Origin of the sequence: Pedobacter sp. WC2423 (assembly GCF_040822065.1) — a bacterium.
Taxonomy (GTDB): Bacteria; Bacteroidota; Bacteroidia; order Sphingobacteriales; family Sphingobacteriaceae; genus Pedobacter.
Map to the genome: position 1 here is coordinate 5,358,794 of NZ_CP162005.1, position 24,792 is coordinate 5,383,585.

Annotated in this window: 20 protein-coding genes; 12 read left to right on the plus strand and 8 right to left on the minus strand. The window is 37.4% G+C overall.

Going from position 1 to position 24,792, the window contains the following annotated elements; genetic code table 11:
- Positions 1-42: 42 nt before the first annotated feature.
- Positions 43-921, plus strand: coding sequence for a polysaccharide deacetylase family protein (locus AB3G38_RS22540; protein ID WP_367865950.1), 879 nt, complete (start codon positions 43-45; stop codon positions 919-921).
- A gap of 68 nt (positions 922-989) precedes the next feature.
- Here AB3G38_RS22540 and AB3G38_RS22545 read toward each other — a convergent pair whose 3' ends face one another.
- Positions 990-2,615, minus strand: coding sequence for an ABC-F family ATP-binding cassette domain-containing protein (locus AB3G38_RS22545; protein WP_367865951.1), 1,626 nt, complete (start codon positions 2,613-2,615; stop codon positions 990-992).
- A 148-nt stretch (positions 2,616-2,763) separates the two neighbouring features.
- Here AB3G38_RS22545 and AB3G38_RS22550 point away from each other — a divergent pair, with 148 nt between their 5' ends.
- Both AB3G38_RS22550 and AB3G38_RS22555 read left to right on the plus strand, forming a co-directional pair.
- Entirely contained in the window at positions 2,764-3,342 is a 579-nt protein-coding gene (locus tag AB3G38_RS22550) for a nitroreductase (protein ID WP_367865952.1), read from the plus strand.
- 1 nt (position 3,343) lies between these two features.
- Positions 3,344-3,796 carry a 3-oxoacyl-ACP synthase gene (locus tag AB3G38_RS22555; protein ID WP_367865953.1) on the plus strand — a complete coding sequence of 151 codons (453 nt, stop codon included), beginning with the start codon at positions 3,344-3,346 and terminating at the stop codon, positions 3,794-3,796.
- Between the two features lie 75 nt (positions 3,797-3,871).
- Here the strand turns inward: AB3G38_RS22555 and AB3G38_RS22560 are convergent, their stop codons facing one another.
- Positions 3,872-4,768 (minus strand): DUF5977 domain-containing protein, encoded by an 897-nt coding sequence (locus AB3G38_RS22560; protein WP_367865954.1) that lies wholly within the window; start codon positions 4,766-4,768, stop codon positions 3,872-3,874.
- 297 nt (positions 4,769-5,065) lie between these two features.
- Here AB3G38_RS22560 and AB3G38_RS22565 point away from each other — a divergent pair, with 297 nt between their 5' ends.
- The 3 genes from AB3G38_RS22565 to AB3G38_RS22575 all read left to right on the plus strand — a co-directional run bounded on the left by AB3G38_RS22565 (position 5,066) and on the right by AB3G38_RS22575 (position 9,096).
- The gene (locus AB3G38_RS22565) at positions 5,066-7,618 is read left to right on the plus strand and encodes an outer membrane beta-barrel protein (RefSeq protein WP_367865955.1); all 2,553 of its coding nucleotides are present in this window, start codon (positions 5,066-5,068) and stop codon (positions 7,616-7,618) included.
- Between the two features lie 117 nt (positions 7,619-7,735).
- Positions 7,736-8,281: a transposase gene (locus AB3G38_RS22570; protein WP_367865484.1), complete on the plus strand. Its 546-nt coding sequence runs from the start codon at positions 7,736-7,738 to the stop codon at positions 8,279-8,281.
- Positions 8,200-9,096 carry an IS3 family transposase gene (locus AB3G38_RS22575; RefSeq protein WP_367868740.1) on the plus strand — a complete coding sequence of 299 codons (897 nt, stop codon included), beginning with the start codon at positions 8,200-8,202 and terminating at the stop codon, positions 9,094-9,096. The genes AB3G38_RS22570 and AB3G38_RS22575 overlap by 82 nt, the downstream gene beginning before the upstream one ends.
- An 86-nt stretch (positions 9,097-9,182) precedes the next feature.
- Here the strand turns inward: AB3G38_RS22575 and AB3G38_RS22580 are convergent, their stop codons facing one another.
- The gene (locus tag AB3G38_RS22580; RefSeq protein ID WP_367865956.1) at positions 9,183-10,061 is read right to left on the minus strand and encodes a polysaccharide deacetylase family protein; all 879 of its coding nucleotides are present in this window, start codon (positions 10,059-10,061) and stop codon (positions 9,183-9,185) included.
- 126 nt (positions 10,062-10,187) lie between these two features.
- Positions 10,188-10,808 carry an outer membrane beta-barrel protein gene (locus tag AB3G38_RS22585; protein ID WP_367865957.1) on the minus strand — a complete coding sequence of 207 codons (621 nt, stop codon included), beginning with the start codon at positions 10,806-10,808 and terminating at the stop codon, positions 10,188-10,190.
- 420 nt (positions 10,809-11,228) lie between these two features.
- Between AB3G38_RS22585 and AB3G38_RS22590 the strand changes: the two genes are divergently transcribed.
- Positions 11,229-12,749, plus strand: a complete 1,521-nt coding sequence (locus AB3G38_RS22590; RefSeq protein WP_367865958.1) for a glycoside hydrolase family 130 protein — start codon at positions 11,229-11,231, stop codon at positions 12,747-12,749.
- Here AB3G38_RS22590 and AB3G38_RS22595 read toward each other — a convergent pair.
- The 3 genes from AB3G38_RS22595 to clpB all read right to left on the minus strand — a co-directional run bounded on the left by AB3G38_RS22595 (position 12,744) and on the right by clpB (position 18,971).
- Positions 12,744-13,745 (minus strand): glycosyltransferase family 4 protein, encoded by a 1,002-nt coding sequence (locus AB3G38_RS22595; protein ID WP_367865959.1) that lies wholly within the window; start codon positions 13,743-13,745, stop codon positions 12,744-12,746. The two genes, AB3G38_RS22590 and AB3G38_RS22595, sit on opposite strands and share 6 nt — an antisense overlap.
- Complete coding sequence (locus tag AB3G38_RS22600) at positions 13,745-16,024, minus strand: glycosyltransferase family 4 protein (RefSeq protein WP_367865960.1); 2,280 nt, start codon at positions 16,022-16,024, stop codon at positions 13,745-13,747. The genes AB3G38_RS22595 and AB3G38_RS22600 overlap by 1 nt, the downstream gene beginning before the upstream one ends.
- A gap of 334 nt (positions 16,025-16,358) precedes the next feature.
- Entirely contained in the window at positions 16,359-18,971 is a 2,613-nt protein-coding gene (clpB, locus tag AB3G38_RS22605; RefSeq protein ID WP_367865961.1) for an ATP-dependent chaperone ClpB, read from the minus strand.
- A gap of 283 nt (positions 18,972-19,254) precedes the next feature.
- On the opposite strand from clpB, the gene AB3G38_RS22610 reads away from it, so the two are divergent.
- The 5 genes from AB3G38_RS22610 to AB3G38_RS22630 all read left to right on the plus strand — a co-directional run bounded on the left by AB3G38_RS22610 (position 19,255) and on the right by AB3G38_RS22630 (position 24,308).
- The gene (locus AB3G38_RS22610; protein ID WP_367865962.1) at positions 19,255-20,166 is read left to right on the plus strand and encodes a DMT family transporter; all 912 of its coding nucleotides are present in this window, start codon (positions 19,255-19,257) and stop codon (positions 20,164-20,166) included.
- Between the two features lie 47 nt (positions 20,167-20,213).
- Entirely contained in the window at positions 20,214-21,020 is an 807-nt protein-coding gene (locus tag AB3G38_RS22615) for an endonuclease/exonuclease/phosphatase family protein (RefSeq protein WP_367865963.1), read from the plus strand.
- A 165-nt stretch (positions 21,021-21,185) separates the two neighbouring features.
- Entirely contained in the window at positions 21,186-21,893 is a 708-nt protein-coding gene (locus tag AB3G38_RS22620) for an NUDIX domain-containing protein (RefSeq protein WP_367865964.1), read from the plus strand.
- 107 nt (positions 21,894-22,000) lie between these two features.
- Positions 22,001-22,840, plus strand: a complete 840-nt coding sequence (prs, locus tag AB3G38_RS22625) for a ribose-phosphate diphosphokinase (RefSeq protein WP_367865965.1) — start codon at positions 22,001-22,003, stop codon at positions 22,838-22,840.
- A 16-nt stretch (positions 22,841-22,856) separates the two neighbouring features.
- A complete protein-coding gene (locus tag AB3G38_RS22630) occupies positions 22,857-24,308 on the plus strand; it encodes a nicotinate phosphoribosyltransferase (protein WP_367865966.1) in 1,452 nt (483 codons plus the stop codon).
- A gap of 85 nt (positions 24,309-24,393) precedes the next feature.
- Here AB3G38_RS22630 and AB3G38_RS22635 read toward each other — a convergent pair whose 3' ends face one another.
- Positions 24,394-24,792: an SRPBCC family protein gene (locus AB3G38_RS22635; RefSeq protein ID WP_367865967.1), complete on the minus strand. Its 399-nt coding sequence runs from the start codon at positions 24,790-24,792 to the stop codon at positions 24,394-24,396.

The window sequence follows — 24,792 nt, forward strand, 5'->3', positions numbered from 1 at the left end:
TAATTTTAATACTGTTCGTAAAATATATTTATTTTTGCGTCCATGAAAACACACCCTCATTCGTTATTTCTCTTTCTTTCATTGTTTCTTTTCGCCTGTCATTCTGATTCTAAACAACAAATAGCTAAAACTGCTAAGGATACTGTAATCGTTGCTGAGCAATCAACTGCTCCTGTGAAATCTTTGCCAGCAGACGCTAAAACGATTATTTCACGTAAAGAAATCCCGGTATTGTGTTATCACCAGATCAGGGACTGGAAAGCTTCGGATTCTCAAAGAGCACATGACGATATTATTCCTCCTGCTAATTTCAGGGATCATATGAAGATGCTCGCAGATAGTGGTTATCATACTATTTTACCCGATCAGCTGTATGATTATTTGAATTACGGTACAAAACTACCTTCAAAACCGATTATGATTTCTTTTGATGATACGGATTTGGATCAATATACAGTTGGTGCGGCGGAATTAAAAAAGCATGGATTTAAAGGTGTGTTTTTTATTATGACTGTATCTATCGGCAGACCAAGATATATGAGCAAAGCGCAGATTAAAGAGCTGTCGGATGATGGGCATGTGATTGCCAGTCATACCTGGAACCATAAGAACTTTGCGCAGTTTACGGATGAAGACTGGGACATCCAGATTGATAAGCCTACGCAGGCTTTAGAGAAAATTACCGGGAAAAAGGTGGAGTACTTCGCTTATCCTTATGGAGTTTTCAAGGCAGCTAACCTGCACAAATTAAAAGCGCATGGATTTAAGGCGGCGTTTATTTTGTCTACGCCAATGGATGAGGTGAATCCGATTTATACGATCAGAAGGATTATTGATCCGGGACGTTATACGGCTAAGAATTTATATCAAAGTTTACAGAAGAGCTTCAATAAGAAAAAGGTAGTTACGCCTGCTTCTTAAGTTATAAATGTAAAAAGGGGTGCCTGAAATTTTCAGACACCCCTTTTTTATAGGGTCAGGTTATAAGCTTATTTATACAATTCTGCTCTGATTTGTGCTACGTCTTCACTGTTGATATAATCATCATAGCTCATCATTTTATCAATTGATCCGTTAGGTGTCAGTTCAATAACTCTGGTCGCTACAGATTCAGTTAAGGCATGATCCCGTGAAGTAAATAAAACAGTTCCTTTGAAATCTTTAAGCCCGTTGTTCAATGCTGTGATTGATTCCAGATCCAGGTGATTCGTTGGCTCATCAAATAATAACAGGTTAGCTTGTCTCAGCATCATCTGAGAGAACATACAACGCATTTTCTCTCCACCTGACAATACTTTACAGTTCTTTAATACTTCTTCTCCAGAGAACAGCATTCTGCCCAGGAAGCTTCTTACAAACTGCTCGTCTTTGTCTGTGTCAGAGTATTCTCTTAACCAGTCAACCAGGTTCATATCTTTTCCTTCGAAATAAGAAGAGTTATCATTTGGAATATCAGCAGTACTGATCGTTACACCATATTTGAATTCTCCGGTATAGTTTTTATCACGACCTGTTAATACATTATAAAAAGCAGTAGTCGCTAAACTGTTCTGAGAAACAACAGCAATTTTATCGCCTTTATTGACCATGAAGTTCACGCCTTTAAACAAGACTTCTCCATGACTGGTCAGTGAAAGGTTTTCTACCTGAAGGATCTGATCACCAGCTTCTCTGCCACCTACGTTGTTAAACATAATAGCAGGGTATTTACGGCTGGATGGTTTAATCTCAGTCAGGTCAATTTTATCAAGCGCTTTCTTACGGGAAGTAGCCTGTTTTGATTTGGAAGCATTCGCACTGAAACGCTGGATAAATTCCTGCAGTTCCTTTACTTTTTCTTCTAGTTTTTTGTTTTGATCACCACGTTGTTTTAAGGCAAGCTGACTGGACTCATACCAGAAGGTATAGTTACCGGAGTAAGTAGTCATTTTGCTAAAGTCAATATCCACAATATGCGTACATACAGCATCTAAAAAGTGCCTGTCGTGAGATACAACCAGTACAGTACTCTGGTAATCCGCCAGGAAGTTTTCTAACCAGGCAATAGTTTCTATATCCAGGTCATTCGTTGGCTCATCCAGTAAAAGGATGTCGGGATTGCCAAAAAGAGCTTGTGCAAGTAACACACGTACTTTTTGTTTACCGTCTAATTCCGTAATTTGTTTGTGGTGGAATTCTTCTTTAATTCCAAGATTGCTCAGCATGGTTGCTGCATTGCTTTCCATATTCCAGCCATCCATTTCTGCGAACCTGTTTTCCAGTTCACCTGCACGCTCACCGTCTTTGTCAGAAAAATCTTCTTTCAAATAGATGGCATCTTTCTCCTTCATGATGTCATATAATTCTTTATGACCGATCATCACGGTTTCAATAACTGTGAAATCATCATATTCATGGTGATTTTGTTTTAAAACCGCCATACGTTCTCCAGGCGTAAAAGCTACGCTGCCCGAGGTCTGGTTAACTTCACCAGACAGGATTTTTAAGAAAGTTGATTTACCCGCGCCATTAGCTCCAATTACACCATAACAGTTGCCAGGAGTGAATTTTAGGTTAACATCTTCAAATAGGGTACGTTTTCCGTAACGCAGGGATAAATTAGAAACTGAAATCATATTGCACAAAAATAAGCCGCAAAGGTAACGATAATTTAATAAAATGTTTTGTCTGATGGGGTATTCAATGGCTGAATTACATAGATTTATTGTAATATTTACCTGATGAAGCAGGAGCCTGTTAAAATTGTTATTTTTGTACCCGATTATGGAAAGTGAAATAAATATACTTAGTTCTATTATACAGCGCAGACGGAGCATTTTCCCGCCAAGTTATACACAGGAAGAAATCCCTGAAGCCTTGATTACCCAGGTACTGGAAAGTGCAAATTATGCGCCTACACATAAATTAACGCAGCCCTGGAGGTTTATTGTTTACCGGAATGAGGGGAAACGTAAACTGGGAATGGAACTCGCACGTTTGTATAAGCAGGGGACGCCTGAGGCACAATTCCTGCAAAAGAAATATGATGCGATCATTGAGAAAGCAGTGCAGTCGAGTTGTGTCATTGTATTAAATGCACAATTACATCCTGATATTGTTCCGGAATGGGAAGAGATTGCGGCTTTTGCCTGTGCAGTGCAGAATATGGCATTAACGGCAGAAGCACTGAAAATTGGTGCGTACTGGAGCTCACCGGGAATGATTACTCAGATGGATGAATATCTGGAACTGGCACCAAACGAGAAATGTTTTGGGCTGTTTTACATGGGTTTTCATCATGAAGAGCCGCGTGCACCAAAACGTACGCCAATGGAAGAAAAAGTAAGATGGATCAATGGGTAATATGGAAGGACTAAAAGCGAAATTATATCAATCTTGTATGGATTTTATCATGCAAAGGATCAATACTGCCGAAACTGCGTTGGAACAGGCACAGGAAGCAAGTAATGATGATACAAAAAGCAGTGCGGGTGATAAGTTTGAGACTACACGGGAAATGATGCAGCAGGATATTGGCAGAAATAAAAGCTTGTTAATGGATGCAAAGCAGAACCTGGCATTATTGTATTCTTTAGAAGAGGCTGTTCATAGCGATGTAGTTAGAAACGGAGCATTGGTTTATACTTCTAACGGGATATTTTATATCAGTATCAGTGCCGGGCAGTTGAAGATTGATGACCAGCAGGCATTTGCGATTTCAGCAGTTTCCCCGATCGGACAGTTGCTGGTGGGTAAGAAAGTTGGTGAGTCTTTTAGTTTTAATAAGAACGAGTATACGATTAAGAAGATAGATTAGTTTTAAGTTTTTTATGATAAAATATCCGTTATCAATTTAATAACGGATATTTTATCATAATGATTTGGGAAGGTTTTATCTGCATTTGGCAGGTTTAACAAATGTAAGTCTGTTAGATTTTCCACAAGGATTGACTGCCTCCACTTCGATTACGTGCTTTTCTGAGCAATCCCAATAAATTGAAAATGAATAATCTCCAACTCTTCTCAAAACACCATCGACATACCAATAGTAACTTACGTCTGGTAATTCATTTACTTGAACATTTACCTGTTGCCTTGAAGATTGAAGTGGCCAGAATTTGTAATTGAAAACATGCTGATAAATTGCGGCTGGGGCGCTGGTACATGTAGGCATGCAAGTAAGGTCTCGGTTTGCTTGGTCTTGTCCATTAGTAATTATATCTACTTCTGCCATTGCATCCGCATTATCTTGCGTATATGAGATAAATTTTCCTGCAGGTACAGTGTATGTTAATGGTTCCGAAGTGTATCCAGGGCCGCAATTATTTCTATATAAAACTCTTGTTTTTTCCCTATTATAATAAGTACCAGGTGTAATTACAGATGGATTGATAGTTATTGTAAATTGTTGTCTGGTATCATAAGATCTGCCTGTATTATCATCGGTTATTTTAATTGTAAAATAATAAGTAGCAGTAACTGGATAAGAGAAACTATTATGTACCATCATACTGAATTTGGTAGGGTTTTTTGTACTAGCATTCCAAAGGTTTTTTCCTTGTATATTACTGGGATTTGCAGAAGTCCCAATACTTTCATAAGGAGAGGCTGTTGTCGTTTCGGTAGGGTTAAATAAAGGATAATTTAGGCAGTGTGAAGTAGATGTCTCACCAGAAACAGCTACTTCAATGGTTGAGCCACTGGTTGATGTAGCTGGTCCAGTTAATGTTTGCGTATACCCGGTTAAACCGAAAAACGTAAGTGATAGCAATAAGTAAATTTTTCTCATTTGATCTTTAATAATTGATGATTTGTCTTTTAGATTAAATACAGGCTGTTGGTTTCTATTGTCTTTTAATTGATTTTAGATCATAATAAAAGAAATTTATAATTATAATTACAAATGTAAATTAATATATTTGAAAATATAAAGTTAATTAAGAATTTAAGTGATTTTAAATTTATTTTTTTTATCTATTATTAATAATTTTTAATTACTAATGGTTGATTTTCAGTTAAATGCGAATATTTTTAAAGTTTATTTAATTTTTATTATAGTATTTTTATTTTGTTAAAATTTCTTTTTGTGTTGGTTTTTCCTATACTTCTTTTCTATGGAGATTGTTGGGGACAGAGTAGTGAAATTAAGGGAAGGATTATCGATGGTCAGACTGGGCTTAAGATTGAATACGCTGATATATTTTTTTATAAAGATTCCTTGAAAATTTTACGTGTTAACTCAGATACATCTGGAGTATTTACAATTTCCCTTAGTTCATTTAATATATGTAAAAAAGTGGTGGTATCAGCATTAAACTACAAATCTTTGATTGTTTATGATTTGAAAAATCTAAGGGATAACCAAGGCAATTGGGTGTTTGAACTACAACCACTTAATAATATGTTGAAGACAGTTGAGATAAAGTCAACGAAAAAATATCGGGATACTGTTAGAATTGATTTATCTAATGAAAATTTTGACCGCTCAAAAATGGTTGAAGAATTATTTTATACTTCTGGTCTTTCAGTTGATAGTAGAGGTCAATTATGGTATAAAGGAAATGTAGTTTCTGGGATTAAAGTTAATGGAAAAGATTTTTTTGGAAAAAATAATATGGGTATTTATAAAATCTTACCAGCATTAACTATGAAGAATATTGAGATTATATCTACGAATATTGATTCTGTTACTAATACTATCATTACAAAACCTGACATAAAATTAAATTTTATTCTCAAAGAAAAGTATAATAAGGGGAACTTTGGAAATGTAAATATGTCAGTTGGGAGTTCTGAAAGATACCTGTTTCAAGGTAGTTTATATTTATATAATAAAAATGAACAGTTTTCTTTTTTTATAAATTCTAATAATGTTAATGCTAATGATAATATAATTAATGAACCTGTTGTGGATTTTTCGACTAATACTAATACTGTAAAGTATAAATCAGGGAAGATTACTTATGAAAGAACGTTTAAGAAACTTATTCTTTCTGCATCATTGAAAGGAGCTTTAACAGATAAGGATTATAAGTCTTTAACTGAAAGGGAAGAACAAATTATATCTCAAAAATCAAAAATGTCAAGTAGTTTAAAGGATAAAATATTTCTATTGGATGAAGCAAATTTTGGAATAGACTATAAAATGGATTCTTTGAGTGTGTTTTCTTTCCATCAATCTCTTAATTACAAAAATAATAATATTTTAGATTCAACAGAGTACAATATTCAAAAAGCTGAAATCAGAACATTGTCTCAAATATATAAGAAAAATGAGAAGGGAACGCTTCAGTTAATCACAAATTTCAAGTATAATTGGAGATCATTTAGTAAAAAAGGACGAACAATAGGAATTCAATATCTTTATAAGATAGGTAACTATAAAACAAAAGAGTATAATGATATTTTGAATGTAAATGCTGGGCTGCCAGGTCAATACTTCATTAATGGAAACCGAAATGTATTCACCAAAGCTTTGTCTATAGAATCCACTTTGACAGAGCCCCTGGGGGATAACTCTTATTTCAGTCTTATTTCAGCTTTTAGAAGAAATATACTGGATTATCATTCAAATGTTGAGAGTGATACTGTAATTAACTTCCTTCGCGACCCTGTTAAGATAAATAATAAATATATTGATTTTGGAGGTAAGTATCATAAATCTTTTAAAAAGATAAGCTTTGATGCATCCGTTGGTGTTAATGTTAATTTAAGGCAAGTTGAGTTTGTAAGTATTCCGGATAATGAAGTTCTTACTAATTTGGTAGCCAAAGTGAATGTTAATTATGCAATAAACAATAGAAAGAATTTGTCTTTTTCTTATAATCAATCAGTTGATGAACAGGGAGTTAATAATTTGACTGGTATTAATTCCTCCTTTGGTCTCGTAAGTCAATTTAAAGGCAATCCGTATTTGAAGTCAGAGGTTAAAAAAAGAATAGAAGTAACATATAATCTAAAGAAATCCGATTCATTGGATCTTTCTTTTTCGGGAGGATTTGATTTATATAAAAATAAATTAGGGTACATAGTCAATAGCTCTTCTTCACTTATCCAGGAAACTTACGTTGATAATATTGGCAATGCAAAAACTACAGATCTATCATTTTCTCTAAATCGCTATTTTTCAAATGGGCGGACTTTAAATTATTTTATAAAATTGAATTATGAGGAGACTCCAGTTATTACTAATCAAGAACTATTGATAAATAAAAGTTATGCAGTGAATCAGTCACTATCTTATAATAGTGGATTAATTATATCTATTTTATCTCAATCATCAACATTAAGTGCTTCATTTACTAAATATCATACTGATGCTTATAATTCTAATTCTTTCAATATTACTTTATCTAATAAATTATCAGCGAACGTTTTTAATATAAAAGCGAGTCTTTTTCCTTTGATTAATCTAAGTAAAAACATAAATTCCAGTTTGGCTTATGCAACAAATTTTGAATTATCAAAAGATATTTTTAAGAAGCTTGGTACATGCTGGATTCAAGTGTATGATGTTTTTAACACATTTAAATATAATAATGACTTTCTTGGTCCAACTTATAAACAGACATTAAAATATTCCAATTTGCAACGATACATTCTCGTTGGTGTAAGTTTTAAATTTAATAGTATGAAATAGCTTTTAGGAATTTTCAACTATTGAATAATAGAATTTGAGTGGGCAATTATTTGTTGACTGGAAAAGCCCGATTTTGAAGTGCCCCCAAAAAGTTAGACACTTATTGGGGGCATTTTTATGAATAGAAAAACAAAGTTTAGTTTAAGCTTCAAGGAAGCTTTGGTGAAGGAGGTTGTTTCCGGGTCAATCGGATCAAGGGAACTTTCCAGAAAGCATGGCATCAACGACCGATACCTACGCCGTCTGGTCAAGAATTACGAGGACCGTGGTAGCTTGAGCCATCAGCAGGGCAATAATATATACGACAAGGCACTCAAGGTTGCATGCGTTCTTTCGGTGATAAAAAAGCGTTTATCTTTGAGCGAGGCGGCCACATGTTTCGGGATCCCCAGCGACAGCACCATCGTCCACTGGATGAAGCTCTATGGTGAATTTGGCGAGGAAGGTCTTGAAACTACCAAAGTTGGCCGTTCAAAGAATATGTCGGCACCAGATAACAACAGGATAAAAAAGAAGAAGGATCCATTAGATCCACAGGCAGCTTTGCAGGAGGAGCTGGAGTTCCTACGTGCAGAAAATGCATATCTAAAAAAGCTAAGTGCCTTAATTCAACAGGAAAAGTCCAAAGCGCGCGAACCAAAGCCAAAGCGGTCGAAGAATTAAGGCATACCTATGACCTGCATCTATTATTGTCTGCTTCTGAACTGGCGCGGAGCACGTTCTACTATCACCTTAAACATGCTAAAGAAGATAGGTATGCACCTGCCAGGAAGCTGATCTCCGATATCTTTCACAGACACAGGGGGCGTTATGGATATCGGCGGATAACGGCAGCGCTCAAGCAACAGGGCTGTACGATCAACCACAAAACGGTGTCAAGGATTATGGGCGAACTTGGGCTAAAATGTACACTGAGGCCTAAAAGATACCGATCCTATAAGGGAGACCATGGAAGGATTGCGCCCGATCTGGTGAGGCGAGGTTTCAAAACCGAGCTGCCGAACCAAAAGTGGGTCACTGATGTTACGGAATTTGCAGTGGCAGGCCAGAAACTCTATCTCTCCCCGATACTCGATCTCTACAATTCAGAGATCATTTCTTATCATCTAGACGTCCGGCCCAATTACGGTCTGGTCGGCAGAATGGTAGAAATGGCATTTGAAAAACATGCCGACCTCAACGGCCTAATACTGCATTCCGACCAGGGATGGCACTATCAGATGAAATCCTATCAGCGTGCGCTAGAAAAGAAGGGGGTGCTACAGAGCATGTCCAGAAAAGGCAACTGCCTGGACAATGCGGTAATGGAGAACTTCTTCGGAATACTAAAATCAGAACTATTCTACGTGAAAAAATATACATCAGTCGAAGAACTCAAAACAGATATCAAAAGTTATATTGAATACTACAACAATGACAGGATCAAAATGAAACTAAATGCAAAAAGTCCGGTACAATACCGGACTCTTGCAGCCTAATTTTTTAAAGTTAAATTTGTCCAATCTTTTGGGGTCACTTCATTTATAATGGTATAGATCGGGCTTTTCCAGTCAACAAATAATTATTAGAAACTATTTTTAATGCTATTGCTCAGGGTTTTTGGTGTCCAGTAACCACTAGCAATAATCCTTCTGATGGTAAACAGCGGATCTTTCTCATCACGTTTAGTAGATAAAATAAACGCACTCTTGAATCCTCTTTTCTTCAATTCTGGAATAGCTTCCGGGTTCCATAAACCAAATGGATAAGCGAAATGGTGAATATTTTTACCAGTAATTTCCTGTAATGTTTTTGTTGGTTTGTCAATCTGGATTTCCCAGTCTTTACCCTGGTACTTTTTCACGTTGTGGTGATCCCAGGTATGAGAGCCGATATCATTTCCTTTATCTGAGAGATCTTTAACTTGTGCTTTGCTCATGTAATTTGGTCTGCCCAAAGAAACAGTCATCACAAAGAAGGCGCCTTTAAAACCATATTTTCTCATAGTAGGCTCAGCAATGGTATATTGATCAAGGTCAGTATCATCAAAAGTCAGTAAGATTGGTTTAGAAGGCAGCGGTGTACCGTTATTCAAGTAATCATATAATTGATCCAGCAAAATAGTGTGATAGCCACTATCTGCCAGCATTTTCATATGACCTTTAAATACATCAATTGGAATAATATAATCTTTAGCCGCTTTGGAATCTTTAGGTCTCCAATCACGAATCTGATGGTAACACAATACCGGAACTTGTTTACGCGCCAGAATTGTTTTGGCGTCAGCTACTTTAATCTTTGAAATATCTACAGCCTTATTCGGGGCAGCAGGTTCATTGGAAGTAGTCGTTGTTACAGTAGCAGTACTGTCTTTAGTTCCTTCTTTTTTATTTTGAGATTTGGACTGGCAGCCGGCACTTAAAAATAATGCAGCAGCCGTCAAGGATAGGATATAGTGTTTCATTCAGATATTTTATGTATTGATCGCTAAATTAGGAAATCAACTGACAATTTTTTTATTAAAAGCAAAAAAGTCCAGACAATATTGCCTGGACTTTTTGTATAAAACGTTGTGTAGAGTATCTACATACTATAAGTAAAACTGAACACCAATTTTTGGAGCGAAGAAATTTGCGCCAATGCTGAAATCTTTGTTTCCACCGATTTTATCACCGTTGTTATTTTTCGAAGTGTTGTCATTGTAGCTAATACCTTTAACAGAGAATTCAATACCGAATTTTTTGCTTGGGAAAAAAGCGAAACCTGGAGATAAAACAACACCTACATTATTATATTTAGATGTTTTTGCGTAGTTATCACCATCAGTAGTAACTTTGTTATTACCGAATGCCATTGGAACTGATAATTGTCCGAAGAATTTGAATGACTCATTGATACCTTTGTAGTAACGTGCAAATGGAGCAACTACAAATTCCTGAACTTTTGTTGCTGCATTAGGAAGAGCAGCTGTACCAGCTTGAGTTTTAGCAAAACCGAAACCAACACCTGTACCAATTGCAAAGTTATCAGAGATGAAATATCCTACACTTGGAACGATATTAAACTTAGTATCAGATTTTGATGCTCCGTTTTCTTTAGTTGAGTTAAATTCAACATTACCACCTAACATGAATTTACCTTTTTCAGTTTGAGCTTGAGTTGTGAATGCTAATGCTGAAACTGCGATTAATGATAATAATAATTTTTTCATTTTGTTGCTTTTTTAATTTATACCGAGCCAGAATTTTTGTTTTTAGTATCTGACTATGTTTGTCATATAGTCAATAGCGGTGCCAAAGAAATGTTTACCTTACAAACTGGAAATGCGGTTTTTTGTAAATGCTTATCAGATAGTAAGATAAAATGTTTTAGGTTTCCCTTTATTATTTTGTGATGACAATTAACATAATGCTTACATTAAATTAACATTAAAATTAATAAGACAGTTTGACTTTATTTGTTAGAATGTCAGTTTTTTTAATGCCATTTCTGTCAGCTTTTGGCGCAGATTCAATTTACTCTGGCACGAATGTGGCACGTAACGTTAAATAAATAACCAACAAAACCGCTTTCTGATAAAAAAAAACTAAATTCATTAAACCTTTATGTCTGTTTAAAACGTTATTTAACTATGAGACTATTAATAGAGCGCAAACCAATAAAAGTATATCCTGATCCAAAACGTGTAATAGCCAGGTTTTTTTTTAATGGTGAGGATAGAGCTAAAGAAGTAATCAAACGGGTTCTGACCTTATCAGACCAGGAAGTATTTGGTTTGATATCCCCAATTTTACAAGAGTATTCCAAAAGACACCGGAACATTACCAAGATTCTTGCGCGTCACTGTAAACAGATTAAACACTGTATAGAAGAAATGGAAGTTGATTATGAGTCATTGAGTAAATATCAGCGGCTTTTATTGGGGTCCTATTTCACACACGAATATTCTATAGAATCCGCTGCCTTTTTTAACCCATCAGTTGTCGAAGATCCTGATCAGTCAGAATTAGTAGAAGGAGAGAAAAGATTAATCATCAGTTTCCGGGCAGTAGGAGAAGGTCATATCTCTTCAGTAGTATTCAGAAGAGCTTTAATTGACTCTAATGGAAACATCACAGTAAACCCGGCAGGAAACTATATAGATGAGGCAGAAGTAGTCCGCAATGCAGTATACAATAAAAAACTCTTTTTAAAACGAGCTGCGGATGCCATGATTGATCTCCATATTCTGGATGAGATAGGCCTGAAATTAGAAGAGAAGTTTGATTATGCTGTTTTAAGAAGAGTAATCGTCGATTCCAAAAACCTTCAGACTGATGATTTGAAGAAACTCGAATATGATAAGATACTCTGGCTTTCTGATACTTATCATGAGATTAGTTTTTCAAGAGATACTGATATCTCAGACCGTGTTATTTTTCCTATCTCAGAATTTGAACGTAAAGGGATTGAGGATGCCCGGTTTGTCAGGTTTATTAAAGAAGATGGATCGGTAATCTATTATGCAACGTACACTGCATTTGATGGTGCGATGATCTTACCTAAACTCTTACAAACGACAGATTTTTACGACTTTAAAGTAAGTCCGCTCCATGGGGCAGGGGCACAGAATAAAAATTTAGCTTTGTTTCCAAGAAAGATTAATGGCAAATATGCCATGATGTCAAGAATTGACGGATGGAATAACTATCTGATGTATTCCGATAAACTTACCGTATGGGATCATCCGGTAAAGTTGCAGCAACCACAGTTTCCATGGGAATTTATCCAGATTGGGAATTGCGGATCTCCAATTGAAACAGAAGCTGGCTGGTTAGTCATTACACATGGAGTAGGACCAATGCGCCGCTACTGTTTAGGTGCTAGCTTATTAGACCTGGAAGACCCTTCTATAGAGATTGGCAGGCTTACAGAGCCTCTGGTGATTCCTAATAATGATGAAAGAGAAGGTTATGTACCCAATGTATTGTATTCATGCGGGTCAATTATCCATAATGGCGAATTAATTATCCCTTATGGATTATCTGATTACTGCTCTTCGTTCGCTTCAGTGAAAATTGAATTATTACTCGCCAAGTTGTTAAGCTCAGCGAGTGAAACCAAAACACTCGATGAGGATAGAGATGAAAGTAAACGAGAAGAAAAGTTATAGAATTTGCTGGTAGAGGCTGAGATAGTCCTCTACCATTTTCTCTTTAGAAAACTTGCGTTTTGCCCATTTGTGGCAGTCAGTTCTTTTGAGTTTAGAGATTTTTGCTACCGCAGTCACAGCTTCTTCTACACTCTCCACCAGGAAACCTGTTTTTTCATGTTCGATAAGTTCCGGCATGGAACCTTTATTAAAAGCAATTACAGGAGTTCCGCACAACATAGCTTCAGCGACACTTAACCCAAAAGGTTCAGCGAAATTAATTGGATGTAATAAAGCTAAGGCCCCCTTCAAAAGTTCGTTGCGCTGATCAGGGCCGGCAGAACCTAAAAATACAATCTCCTCATTTAAATAAGGCTCAACAGCTTCTTTATAATAACGTTCATCCTGAATAATTCCGGCGATTAAAAGTCTTTTTTTACTCTTTATAGCAATTTGTATGGCTTCAGCTGTTCCTTTATCCGGATGGATCCTTCCAAAGAACAAAAGGTAATCATCCGGAGTGTCATTAAACTGAAAATCCTGCGTAACCAAACCATTGTATACCGTGCCCAGATAATTGAGCGATGGATGACGATTGGCATTGCTGATAGAAACATAATGGTTATGCCGGTTATATTTCTGGTAAACCTTTACAATTTTTTCTGATGAAAACCCGTGAATAGTAGTTAACACCGGAGTTCTGATTAATCCCGAATAACTTAGGGGCAGAAAGTCAAAATGATTATGAATTAAATCAAAATCATCTGACTGTTCCATCAGGTTACTGATATGAAGGCACTCTATAACTTTTGCATCCTGATGACGATCTTCCTCATAACCTTTTTTCACAACACTTCTTAATTCGGCTGAGGTAATAGAATCGCCGGTGGCAAATAAAACGACCTCCACTCCGGCATCATGCAAACCTTCTGTTAAATTAGAAGCCATTTGTTCCCATGGCCCATAGTGACGTGGCGGAGTTCTCCAGGCAACAGGTGATAATACAGCAACTTTCATTATAACACCTCCTCTTTAGCAGGTACAGCATCTGGCTTAACACTATATTCATACTCGAATTCCAGTGATTTCAAGATGACCAGATGAGAAATCCAGTAAGCCAGCGTACTTTCAGCACCCTGATTTCTGTTCACACCATAATTCTGCAAGCCGTCCCCGCAGCCTTTAGTTTCATAATCATAAAGAGGAAGTCTTAGACTATTTTCTCCTAAGAACCATTGATAGCTTAAATACATCTGGCGGATATATTTCAAGTCATGGGTAATCTCATAAGCTTTGAAATAAAGGAGCACAATAGCCATGGTTTCTATGGCCTGCTGATCGTACTGTGCCATTTCCTTAGTTTCTTTGAATAACCAGCCATCGTTACCTACTGGATTCAAATAGCCTTTATCCAATGTTTTAGAGGTCAGGAATTCCATACTTTCCAGTCCGATGGCCAGAGAATCCTGGTCGTGGGTAGTCTCATAATGACAAAGTAAGGCCAGGGGTAAAATAGCATTGTCATAGGTCATTTTTTCCTCAAACCAGTTCCACTGATCTGCCCGGTGCGCCTGATAAGAAGCTTTTAAAGGAACGGCCAGTTTATTCAGTTCGTTTTTAATATGCTCATCATACGGATGGGCTTTTAAAAAGCTGCTCAAACCAATCATCGTATTTGCCAGTCCTCTTAAGTGTTTCAGCTTGCCAAAATGAGGAATTGATTTGATGAATAATTCGGTAGCAAATTCTCTGTAAGAATTATTAGGCGCGTTATTAATCAGATAGCCTAATGCCCAGATTGTCCTGCCAAAAGAATCCTCAGAACCCACTTCATCCAGATACTCTCTTTTAAAGCTCAGGAAATTTCTGAAATTTCCATCATCGCACTGCATATATTGAATATAACTCAGGTAAACCGGCAGTAATTCCAAAGCTGTTTTGCTCTTGTTCTGCTGCCACGCCAGAATGACCATAATCAATGCACGCGCATTATCATCCAGGCAATAACCCTCTTTCAGATTAGGAATACCATATTTAGCATGCTGAACAATTCCGGTATCATCTGTTAAAAGCTTGATATGTGCCATGCTGAATGCAGGCATCATATCCGGATCGATAATAGGCTTGATTTCTTCTTTTGCCTGATTTGCATTTAATATGGCCTCATTTAAGGTTTCAATAAATACATTACCTGTACTTGGCCAGCGCAGGTGGAGCCCATAATTATAGGCATTTTCTTTAAGTTCTTTAAGTTGCTGCTGATTGGCAAAAAGGTTATTCACAATTTCTGCCAGGGCATCTGAATCTTTGAAATCAAACAGTTTTCCGCGGTTATCTGCCAGTAATTCCTGTGCGTGCCAGTAGGGAGTAGAAATGACCGCCGCTCCTGCACCTACTGCATAAGATAAGGTACCACTTGTAATTTGCGCCTCGTTCAGATAAGGAGTAATGTACATATCTGCTGCGGTGAGGTAATCATATAATTCATCTTCGGAAACAAACTTATTAATGAAGATCAGGTGGTTTTCAACGTTTAGTTTTTTTGCCAGACGCTTCAGACTGTCCCTGTATTCTTCTCCGGAATTTCTGATTACACCAGGATGTGTAGTTCCCAGGATAGCGTACAATACATCCGGATTTTGAGCTGCTATTTTGGGCAGTGCTTCAATCACTGTTTCAAGTCCTTTATTCCGGCTGATCAGCCCAAATGTGAACAATACTTTCTTATTTTTGAAAGCAGGTGAATTTTTGATCTCATTCGATATTTTAGGTTCCAGATCGGGTACGCCATGTTCGATGAGCTTTATTTTATCTTCTGCTATTCCATAGATACTGGTCAGAAAATGCACTGCCCTGTTACTCATGACCACAATTTTCGACGAATATTTTGCAATTTCCCTGATAATGGTCAATTGCATATAAGACGGATCTTTGAGTATCGTATGGAGAATGGTAATGAGTGGTTTTTGCAAACGGGCAATCAGGGGTAAGATATATACGCCATTATCACCTCCATAAATGCCAAACTCGTGCTCTAAGATACAAACATCGGTTAAGCTGGTATTGATATAATCGGCTGCCCTGGTATAATCTTTTTGATTCTCTTGTCTGATAATAAACTGAACTTCCGGAGGATATTCGTAAGTAGTCAGATCTTCAGTATCTGTCATGGCTACAACAAAGCTGTCTTTGGAAACTGCTTCTGTATGGTGACCAATTGCTTTTAAAAGATTATTGTTGAATGTAGCAATACCACATTCGCGCGGAGGATAAGTCGATATATAAGCTATTTTCATTTTTAGGTTATTGAGCCAATGTAAACAATAGGTTTTCGAATTAATGGTTGTAAAAAAAGGCTATATGACACAGATTGCTGAACAAAATTATTGAATAATATATTTTGTTCAATTTTCGCTTTTAATTGGAACGTATTTGTCTTATAAAAGATAAGTTCAAGCCCTTTCTTTTGTATAAAGCGAAATTTTGCGTTATTGTTTTAAATATTTCCTGCTGAGGAGCAGATTAAACAATAGTGTGACACCAGGCGTTACAATGCAGCCGGTGCTTGCAATTTAGAAAAAAATAATGCTGATCTGCTTTAGCAAATCAGCATTATTTTTAGCTGGGATTTTAAGAAACAGGTGTTTCCTTTTTATTATTCAGAAATACAAACTTATGATCAAACATATCCAGTTTTATTTTACTGTCCTTATCAATTTTTCCGGCCAGTATTTCTTTAGATAGTTCATTTAACACACGTTTCTGGATCACTCTTTTTAAAGGACGGGCTCCAAACTGCGGGTCATAACCGAGTTCTGCCAGCCAGTCGAGTGCTTCTGGCGTTGCTTCAATTTCAACACCCATTTCGGCAAGTGTATCCTGAACATGTCTGAACTGCAGTTCTGCGATATTTCTTACTTCACTACGGTTTAAAGGCGTGAACATGATCAATTCATCAATCCTGTTCAGGAACTCCGGTCTGATCGTTTGTTTCAGTAATTCAAACAGTTCATTCTTGGTTTTTGCAATCACTTCATCTCTGTTTGCATCATCCAGGTCCTTAAAGTTCTCCTGTATCAAATGAGAACCAATATTAGAAGTCATGATAATAATCGTATTCTTGAAATTGACCAGTCTTCCTTTATTATCTGTTAAACGTCCGTCATCAAGTACCTGCAGTAAAATGTTAAACACATCCGGATGCGCTTTTTCAATTTCATCCAGCAATACAACCGAGTAAGGTTTACGGCGAACAGCTTCAGTCAGCTGGCCACCTTCATCGTAACCTACATATCCCGGAGGCGCCCCGATTAATCTGGAAACAGAATGCCTTTCCTGATATTCACTCATATCAATTCTTGTCAGGGCGTTATCATCATTGAACAAGAACTCTGCCAGTGCTTTCGCTAACTCTGTTTTACCGACACCCGTTGTACCTAAGAAAATAAAAGAGCCGATAGGTTTACGTTTATCCTGCAAACCAGCACGGGAGCGGCGTATGGCATCAGATATGGCTTCGATAGCTTCATCCTGTCCAGCAACACGTTTGTGCAGCTCGTGCTCCAGGTTTAACAATTTTTCGCGCTCACTGGATACTAATTTCGTTACCGGAATTCCTGTCCAGCGGGCTACAACACCTGCAATATCATCAGCAGTAACTTCTTCTTTCAGCATACGGCCTTCACCCTGCTGACTTTCCAATACTACTTTTAGCTGCTCTACTTTATCCTGTGCCTCTTTAATTTTACCATAACGGATTTCTGCAACCTTTCCATAATCACCCGCACGTTCTGCCTGATCAGCTTCCAGTTTATAGTTTTCTATCTGTTCCAGTTCGGTATTAATGCCGTCAACGACATCTTTCTCTCCTTGCCATTTTGCTTTCAGTTCATCACGTTCCGCAGACAGGTTAGCGATTTCTTCTCCAAGAGATTTTACTTTTTTATCATCATTTTCTCTTCTGATTGCTTCTCTTTCAATTTCCAGCTGCATAATCTTACGGTCCAGCTCATCTACATTTTCTGGCACACTGTCCATTTCTAAACGTAGTTTAGAAGCAGCTTCATCCATTAAGTCAATCGCTTTATCCGGAAGAAAACGGTCACTGATATAGCGCTGTGAAAGTTCGACTGCAGCAATAATAGCCTCATCACGGATTCTCACCTTATGGTGTGTTTCATACCTTTCTTTTAATCCCCTTAAAATAGAAATTGCATCCTGCGTATCAGGTTCATCAACGACTACTTTTTGGAAACGACGTTCGAGTGCCTTGTCTTTTTCCAGATATTTCTGATACTCGTTTAAGGTTGTTGCTCCGATTGCGCGCAACTCACCACGGGCTAAAGCAGGTTTCAGGATATTCGCAGCGTCCATTGCACCTTCACCACCACCAGCACCTACAAGCGTGTGTATTTCATCAATAAACAGGATGATATCACCTTCACTTTGTGTTACTTCTTTGACCACGGCTTTCAGACGCTCTTCAAATTCTCCTTTATATTTTGCACCAGCAATTAAAGAACCCATATCCAGGGAATACACTGTTTTTGTCTTCAGGTTTTCAGGTACGTCACCTTTAATAATCCTGAAGGCAATACCTTCTGCGATGGCAGTTTTACCTACACCGGGTTCACCGATTAAAATCGGGTTATTCTTAGTTCTTCTGGAAAGGATCTGAATCACACGGCGAATTTCTTCGTCACGGCCAATTACGGGATCCAGTTTTCCGGATTCTGCATATTCATTTAAGTTCCTCGCGTATTTGTTTAAAGCATTATAGGTTGCTTCAGCATTCTGATCAGTAACCCTGTTGTCACCACGCAAAGCAGCAATCGCTTTTTTGAGATCTTTTTCAGTTACACCCTGATCTTTTAAAAGCTTGGAGGTATGATCATTCACCGATAAGATGCCCAGTAAAAGATGTTCTACAGAGACAAATTCATCTTTAAATTCTTTCAGGTAAGTCTGCGCTTTTTGCAGCGCTGAATTTGCACCCGAAGATAAGTATCCATTGCTGCCGCTTACTTTGGGGAATTTTGCAATCTGCTCATCCAGATTTATGTTGAGCGTATTTAAATTAACATTTAGCTTCTTTAAAACATAAGAAACTACATTTTCATCAACAGTAAGCAACCCTTTTAGCAAATGGGCCGTTTCAATAGCCTGTTGCTGATTGCCCTGGGCTATTTCGGAAGCCTGTTGAACTGCTTCCTGTGCTTTTATAGTAAAGTTGTTGAAGTTCATGCAAATGTCCGAACAAAATAAATGCCATAGTACAGCATTTGTGAAGTTCGGAAATTATGTCGCTAAAAGATATTTAGTACTGAATAAATGACTGGTTTTTAACGTCTTGTACTGAATTTTTGTCTGATTTTAAAAATAATTGCGGTTTGTTTAGTGGTTAGTCTTTAATCTGAAAGTACAGACCAGTATTCAGGAAACATGGTGAATTTAAATTTTGAATGAGTTTCTTTGCGTCAGAATTATTACAAGTACCAATAAAAAAAACAATACGAATAACAATATAATGGAAAAGAACTTACTCAAAGGCGCCTTATTAGTAGGGCTTGGCGCCTCAAGTTATGGTGCGTTGGCAACAGTGGTTAAGATGGCTTATGAACATGGATTCAATACTGCGGAGGTGACAACTTCTCAATTTACAATTGGATTTACGGGAATGCTTTTATTAAACATATTAATCAAAAATAAATCAAAAGCAAAAGAAGAAGCGCAGCAAGAGAAAGGATCGATTTTAAAATTAATGCTGGGTGGTACTTCCCTGGGGCTGACCAGTGTGTTTTACTATTTTGCAGTAAAATTTATCCCTGTATCTGTAGGCATTGTTCTGTTAATGCAATCTGTCTGGATGGGCCTGCTACTGGAAGCTGTACTGGATAAAAAAATGCCTTCAGGCAGAAAAGTAATAGCAACTGCTATTGTTTTGATGGGAACGGCATTAGCCACCAATATTTTCTCCGATGTACAGAGCCTGGATTGGAGAGGGGTAGCCTGGGGCCTGGCAGCAGGAATATCTTATACGATATCTTTATATTCTTCAAATAGCATCGCGACACATATGCGTCCTTTAAAAAGGAGTTTATGGCTGCTTGCTGGTGGATTAGCTGCTATTATCCTGATTTTCTGTACCAATTCTTATGCAAACTTTAACTTCGGTATTTTCTGGCCATGGGGCTTATTCCTTGCTTTTTTCGGAACAATTCTTCCTCCGCTGCTTTTTACCAGCGGAATGCCGCATACCGGGATTAGTCTGGGAACAATTGTAGCTTCAGTAGAGCTTCCGGTTTCTGTGATGTTCGCTTATATTTTGTTAAGAGAACCTGTTAATTTATTGCAATGGACCGGGATTTTGATGATCATCAGTGCCATTGTACTGATGAATGTACAGAATCTGAAAAAGAAACCTTTACTCAGCTCATAACTTCATCCATAAAAACAATTATTCATTCTTAAAAGAAAGACTGCAATTTGAAACGATTTACAATTGTGGTTTTCCTGCTTTTTTCATTTACCGCATTTGGACAAACTTTAACTGTTTGTTCCTGGAATTTAAAAGATTTTGGAAAATCAAAGACCGATATACAAATAGATTTTATAGCACAAACCTTGAGAAATTGTGATGTGATTGCCATTCAGGAAGTCGTGGCCGGGCCCGGTGGACCAATGGCGGTTGCGCGTTTAAGTGACGCGCTGAACCGTACAGGAACCAGGTGGGATTATACCATCAGCCATGGTACTTCGAGTGACAGATATAGTAAAGAACGTTATGCTTTTATCTGGAAAACCAGCAGAACTGAGAAAATAGGGGAGGCGTGGCTGGAAAAGAAATATAACCTTGAAATTATCAGAGAACCTTATTTTGCAAGGTTCAGGCTGGGCAAAAAGCAATTTACACTGGTCACCATGCATGCGATTCCAAAATCCAAGCAGCCGGAAACTGAGATTAAATATTTAAAATATCTGCCTGAAAATTACCCTTCAGATGTATTGATTTTTTGCGGAGATTTTAATTTGCCAGAATCACATTCCGTATTTAACCCGCTGAAGAGTATGGGGTATCCCCCTGCTTTGACCAATCAAAAGACTTCATTAAAACAGCAATGTATCAATGGTAATTGTCTGGCTTCCGCTTATGATAATTTTTTCTATAATCAGGCAAAGGTTAATTTGATCGATGCAGGGATCATTCCTTTTTATACAGCATTCGATGATTTAAAGGAAGCAAGAAGGGTTTCTGATCACGTACCTGTGTTTTTGAAGTTTTCGCTGTTGTAAAACAGAAGGAGAGTTCAACATCGGTTATTGGTCGTAGTTGAGAGGGGGTTGAAAGGGCCAATGGCCCTTTCAACCCCCTCTCAACATAGATCTATTCTACATCTTTAACTGATCACGCTCAATTGACCAATTAATGTTATTACTTTGTAACAAAAATCTGTTTAAATGAATAAAGTTACCTCTGAGATCGATCAGGATATTAAGGTCACAGTTGATGCTATTGTTTTCGGATATAATCAGGAAAATGGTATCTCTGTACTGCTGATTAAGCGTAAAATTGAGCCTTTTCTTAAGGAGTGGGCACTTCCGGGTGGTTTTGTGCTGAATCATGAAACACTGGAAGAAGCAGTGGAAAGAGAATTACGCGAAGAAGCGGGAGTATCTATAAATTATCTGGAACAATTGTTTACTTTCGGCAAGCCATCCCGTGACCCGCGGATGCGTGTTATCTCTATTGCCTATTTTGGGCTGGTTAAATCTTCAGACTTCAGTTTATTTGCTTCCACAGATGCCTCAGAAGCAGCCTGGTTTAATATCTATGATCTTCCTCCATTAGCTTTTGACCATAAAGAAGTGGTTGAAAAAGCTATTGCCCGTTTAAGAGCAAAAATTACCTATGAACCAATCGGCTTTGAGCTGCTGGACCCTAAATTTCTTTTCTCTCATCTGGAACAATTATACATGGAATTGTTAGGCCACGATATTGACCGCCGTAATTTTAAACGTAAAGTGATGTCTTTAGGCCTGGTTATTGAACTGGATGAAAAGGCTCCGGCTTTAACTGCCGGGCGGCCGGGAAAACTTTACTCTTTTGACAAAGAAAAATATAAGCAGCTTAAAGTTAATGGTTTCGATCTTAATAAACTCCTTTAATACAGTGTTTTATGAGTTTAAATTTAATTTGTGTAAAAATAACGCAAATTAAATTTGCATAAGAAATAATAAAGACTTTAATTTGTGTCATTATAACGCAAATAGATATGAAAATATTAAATTTATCAACCGGATTTAAACCCTTCAATTCCTCTTTAGAGGAAATAGATGCTAAAAGCTTTTTATTTAGCGGTGGGGAAGTACACATCAAATTAGAGGGTAAAGCAGAAGAAGTGATGATTTCTGCCAGGCTAAATGACTCTAATGATGTCATGAAGTTGTTGCTGGCTGCAGATGCATTACGCCGCAACGGCAGTAAGCATATCAGCGTATTGATTCCTTATTTGCCTTATGCACGTCAGGACAGGGTAATGGTAGGAGGCGAACCCTTATCAATTAAGGTAATGTGTAACCTGATTAACAGCTGCGGCTTTGATAAGGTCTATATCTTTGATGTACATTCAGAAGTATCTCTTGCTTTACTGGATAATTATGAACTGATCACTAATTCAAGCCTGGCTAAAAAAGTACTCCATGACCATACGGATTACCTGCTGGTTTCTCCTGACGCTGGTGCACTTAAAAAGATCTATAAACTTGCAGAAGCTTTACAATATACCAGTGATATCATTTTATGTAATAAAGTGAGAGATGTCAGTAATGGAAAAATCAAACAGATCACAGTTGATCAGGACGACCTTGGTGGTAAAGATTGTTTTATCATCGATGACATTTGTGATGGTGGTGCCACTTTTATAGGGGTAGCTAAAGAATTAAAGCAACGTAATGCTGGTAAAGTCAGCCTGATTGTTTCCCATGGTATTATGTCTCATGGAGAAACTGAACTTGCGCAGTGGATAGACCATATTTATACAACAGACTCTATTAAAGACAGTGAATCAACATTAATCAGCAGGATTCCACTGGCTGATCTGATCGAATTATAACCTAAAAAAATTAAAGATGAATAATATCCTATTACAAACCGATGTTTACAAAATGGGCCATATGGAGCAATATGCTCCAGGATGTAACAAAGTATATTCTTATTTGACTGCAAGAAGCGATAAGAATTTTAAGGAGACCGTATTTTTCGGACTTCAATATTATATTAAACAATATCTTTCTGAACCCATCACCAAAGAAATGGGGGAAGAATTTCTGACTTACCGTAAACTGATTTTAGGAAGTAATTCTCCTGAAGTAGAAAGTAAAATCAGAGCACTTTGTGCATTAGGTTACCTGCCAGTAGAAATTAAAGCTGTGGAAGAAGGTACGATTATGCCGGTTCAGAATGTGCTGATGACAATCACGAATACACATCCTGATTTTTATTGGGTAGTCGGATTTATGGAAAGTTTACTGCTGAAATTATGGTATACAATTACCGTAGCTACCTGCAGTCATCAGTACCGTAAAATTGTAACCCGTTATTTCAATGAAACTGATGAAGTTGAAATGGAAGGTGCAAAGGATTTCCAGGTACATGATTTTGGATACCGTGGAGACGCTTCTGAAGAAGGGGCAGCAATTAGTGGGGTTGCGCATTTATTATCATTCCTGGGCAGTGATAATGTACCTGCCCTGCCATGTGCGGTTGACTATTATAAGGCTGATATCAATGGCGCACCAATTATGCTTTCTGTACCAGCAAGTGAGCACAGTGTAATGTGCTCTTTTGGCAGAGAAGACGAAATCGGAGCTTTCCGTCATATGCTGGAGTTATATCCAGCAGGAATTGTATCTATTGTCTCTGATACTTTTGATGTTTATAAAGTATTAACAGAATTTGCTGAAATCCTGAAAGAAGATATTCTGAAAAGAGATGGTAAAGTTGTCTTCAGACCTGATAGTGGAAATCCGGAATACATTATTTGCGGAAATCCGGAAGCAGAGCCTGGAACGAATGAATGGAAAGGTGCAATTCGTTTACTGGATGAAAAGTTTGGCTCTTCTTTAAACAGTAAAGGATATAAAGTATTGAATCCAAAAGTAGGTTTGATCTACGGTGATGGGATGTACCTGGAAAGATATATCAGAACACTTGACCGTTTGAAAGAAATGGGTTATGCAGCCAGTAACCTGGTTATCGGTGTCGGCGGTATTTTAAGAAACCATAGCCGTGATACTTTAGGTTTCGCTATCAAAGCAACTTATGTTGAGGTAAACGGAGAACCAAGAGAAATCGAGAAAGACCCGGTAACTGACCATAAAAAGAAATCATTGAAAGGCATGCTTTGCCTGAAAAAGGAAGGTAATGAATACCTGACTAAAGATCAGTGCAGCGCGGCCGAAGAAGCTGATTCTTTATTGCAGGTGGTCTACAGAGATGGCAAATTGATGAAAGAAACCAGTTTAACTGCAATAAGAGAACTGGTTAAAGCACAAGAAGAGGTTTTAACCGGTCAGTTATAATCTTCTTATTGCATAAAAAAGAGCAAATAACTTCTTCAGCTATTTGCTCTTTCCATAACATCCCATTCATGCAATGAGATGTTTTTTATTTTAAAATCTCGCTTAAACGTTCAGTCTGATGATCTGCAAGTTTCTTTAAAGGCCCCGCAGCCAGCATTTTCATCATCATATTCAGATCTGCTGAAATGATATGTGTAGCTGTTGTTGTACCATCACCATTATCCGCTACTGTCCATTTCAATTCTAAATCGAAAGGAGCTTTCTCAGAAGGAATTGCAATCAACTCCTGGTTTTCAACTCTGCTGGAAATCTTAATCGCCAGTTTAGCCATATTTTGAATGGTAAAATTAGCATCGTCTGCTGTAGAAGACCAGTTGTAAATGTTTTCAGGCATTAACTGCTGATGATTGTTCATGTCGGCTAAAAAAGCATAAACTTTATCTACCGGTTGGTTTACTGTGGTGGCACTTTCAATAACGGTCAT

Bases quoted from the DNA above. Each gene is read 5' to 3' on its own strand.
- AB3G38_RS22540 (WP_367865950.1), top strand. From the start codon at position 43: ATGAAAACACACCCTCATTCGTTATTTCTCTTTCTTTCATTGTTTCTT.
- AB3G38_RS22545 (WP_367865951.1), bottom strand. From the start codon at position 2,615: ATGATTTCAGTTTCTAATTTATCCCTGCGTTACGGAAAACGTACCCTA.
- AB3G38_RS22550 (WP_367865952.1), top strand. From the start codon at position 2,764: ATGGAAAGTGAAATAAATATACTTAGTTCTATTATACAGCGCAGACGG.
- AB3G38_RS22555 (WP_367865953.1), top strand. From the start codon at position 3,344: ATGGAAGGACTAAAAGCGAAATTATATCAATCTTGTATGGATTTTATC.
- AB3G38_RS22560 (WP_367865954.1), bottom strand. From the start codon at position 4,768: ATGAGAAAAATTTACTTATTGCTATCACTTACGTTTTTCGGTTTAACC.
- AB3G38_RS22570 (WP_367865484.1), top strand. From the start codon at position 7,736: ATGAATAGAAAAACAAAGTTTAGTTTAAGCTTCAAGGAAGCTTTGGTG.
- AB3G38_RS22580 (WP_367865956.1), bottom strand. From the start codon at position 10,061: ATGAAACACTATATCCTATCCTTGACGGCTGCTGCATTATTTTTAAGT.
- AB3G38_RS22585 (WP_367865957.1), bottom strand. From the start codon at position 10,808: ATGAAAAAATTATTATTATCATTAATCGCAGTTTCAGCATTAGCATTC.
- AB3G38_RS22590 (WP_367865958.1), top strand. From the start codon at position 11,229: ATGAGACTATTAATAGAGCGCAAACCAATAAAAGTATATCCTGATCCA.
- AB3G38_RS22595 (WP_367865959.1), bottom strand. From the start codon at position 13,745: ATGAAAGTTGCTGTATTATCACCTGTTGCCTGGAGAACTCCGCCACGT.
- AB3G38_RS22600 (WP_367865960.1), bottom strand. From the start codon at position 16,024: ATGAAAATAGCTTATATATCGACTTATCCTCCGCGCGAATGTGGTATT.
- clpB (WP_367865961.1), bottom strand. From the start codon at position 18,971: ATGAACTTCAACAACTTTACTATAAAAGCACAGGAAGCAGTTCAACAG.
- AB3G38_RS22610 (WP_367865962.1), top strand. From the start codon at position 19,255: ATGGAAAAGAACTTACTCAAAGGCGCCTTATTAGTAGGGCTTGGCGCC.
- AB3G38_RS22620 (WP_367865964.1), top strand. From the start codon at position 21,186: ATGAATAAAGTTACCTCTGAGATCGATCAGGATATTAAGGTCACAGTT.
- prs (WP_367865965.1), top strand. From the start codon at position 22,001: ATGAAAATATTAAATTTATCAACCGGATTTAAACCCTTCAATTCCTCT.
- AB3G38_RS22630 (WP_367865966.1), top strand. From the start codon at position 22,857: ATGAATAATATCCTATTACAAACCGATGTTTACAAAATGGGCCATATG.
- AB3G38_RS22635 (WP_367865967.1), bottom strand. From the start codon at position 24,792: ATGACCGTTATTGAAAGTGCCACCACAGTAAACCAACCGGTAGATAAA.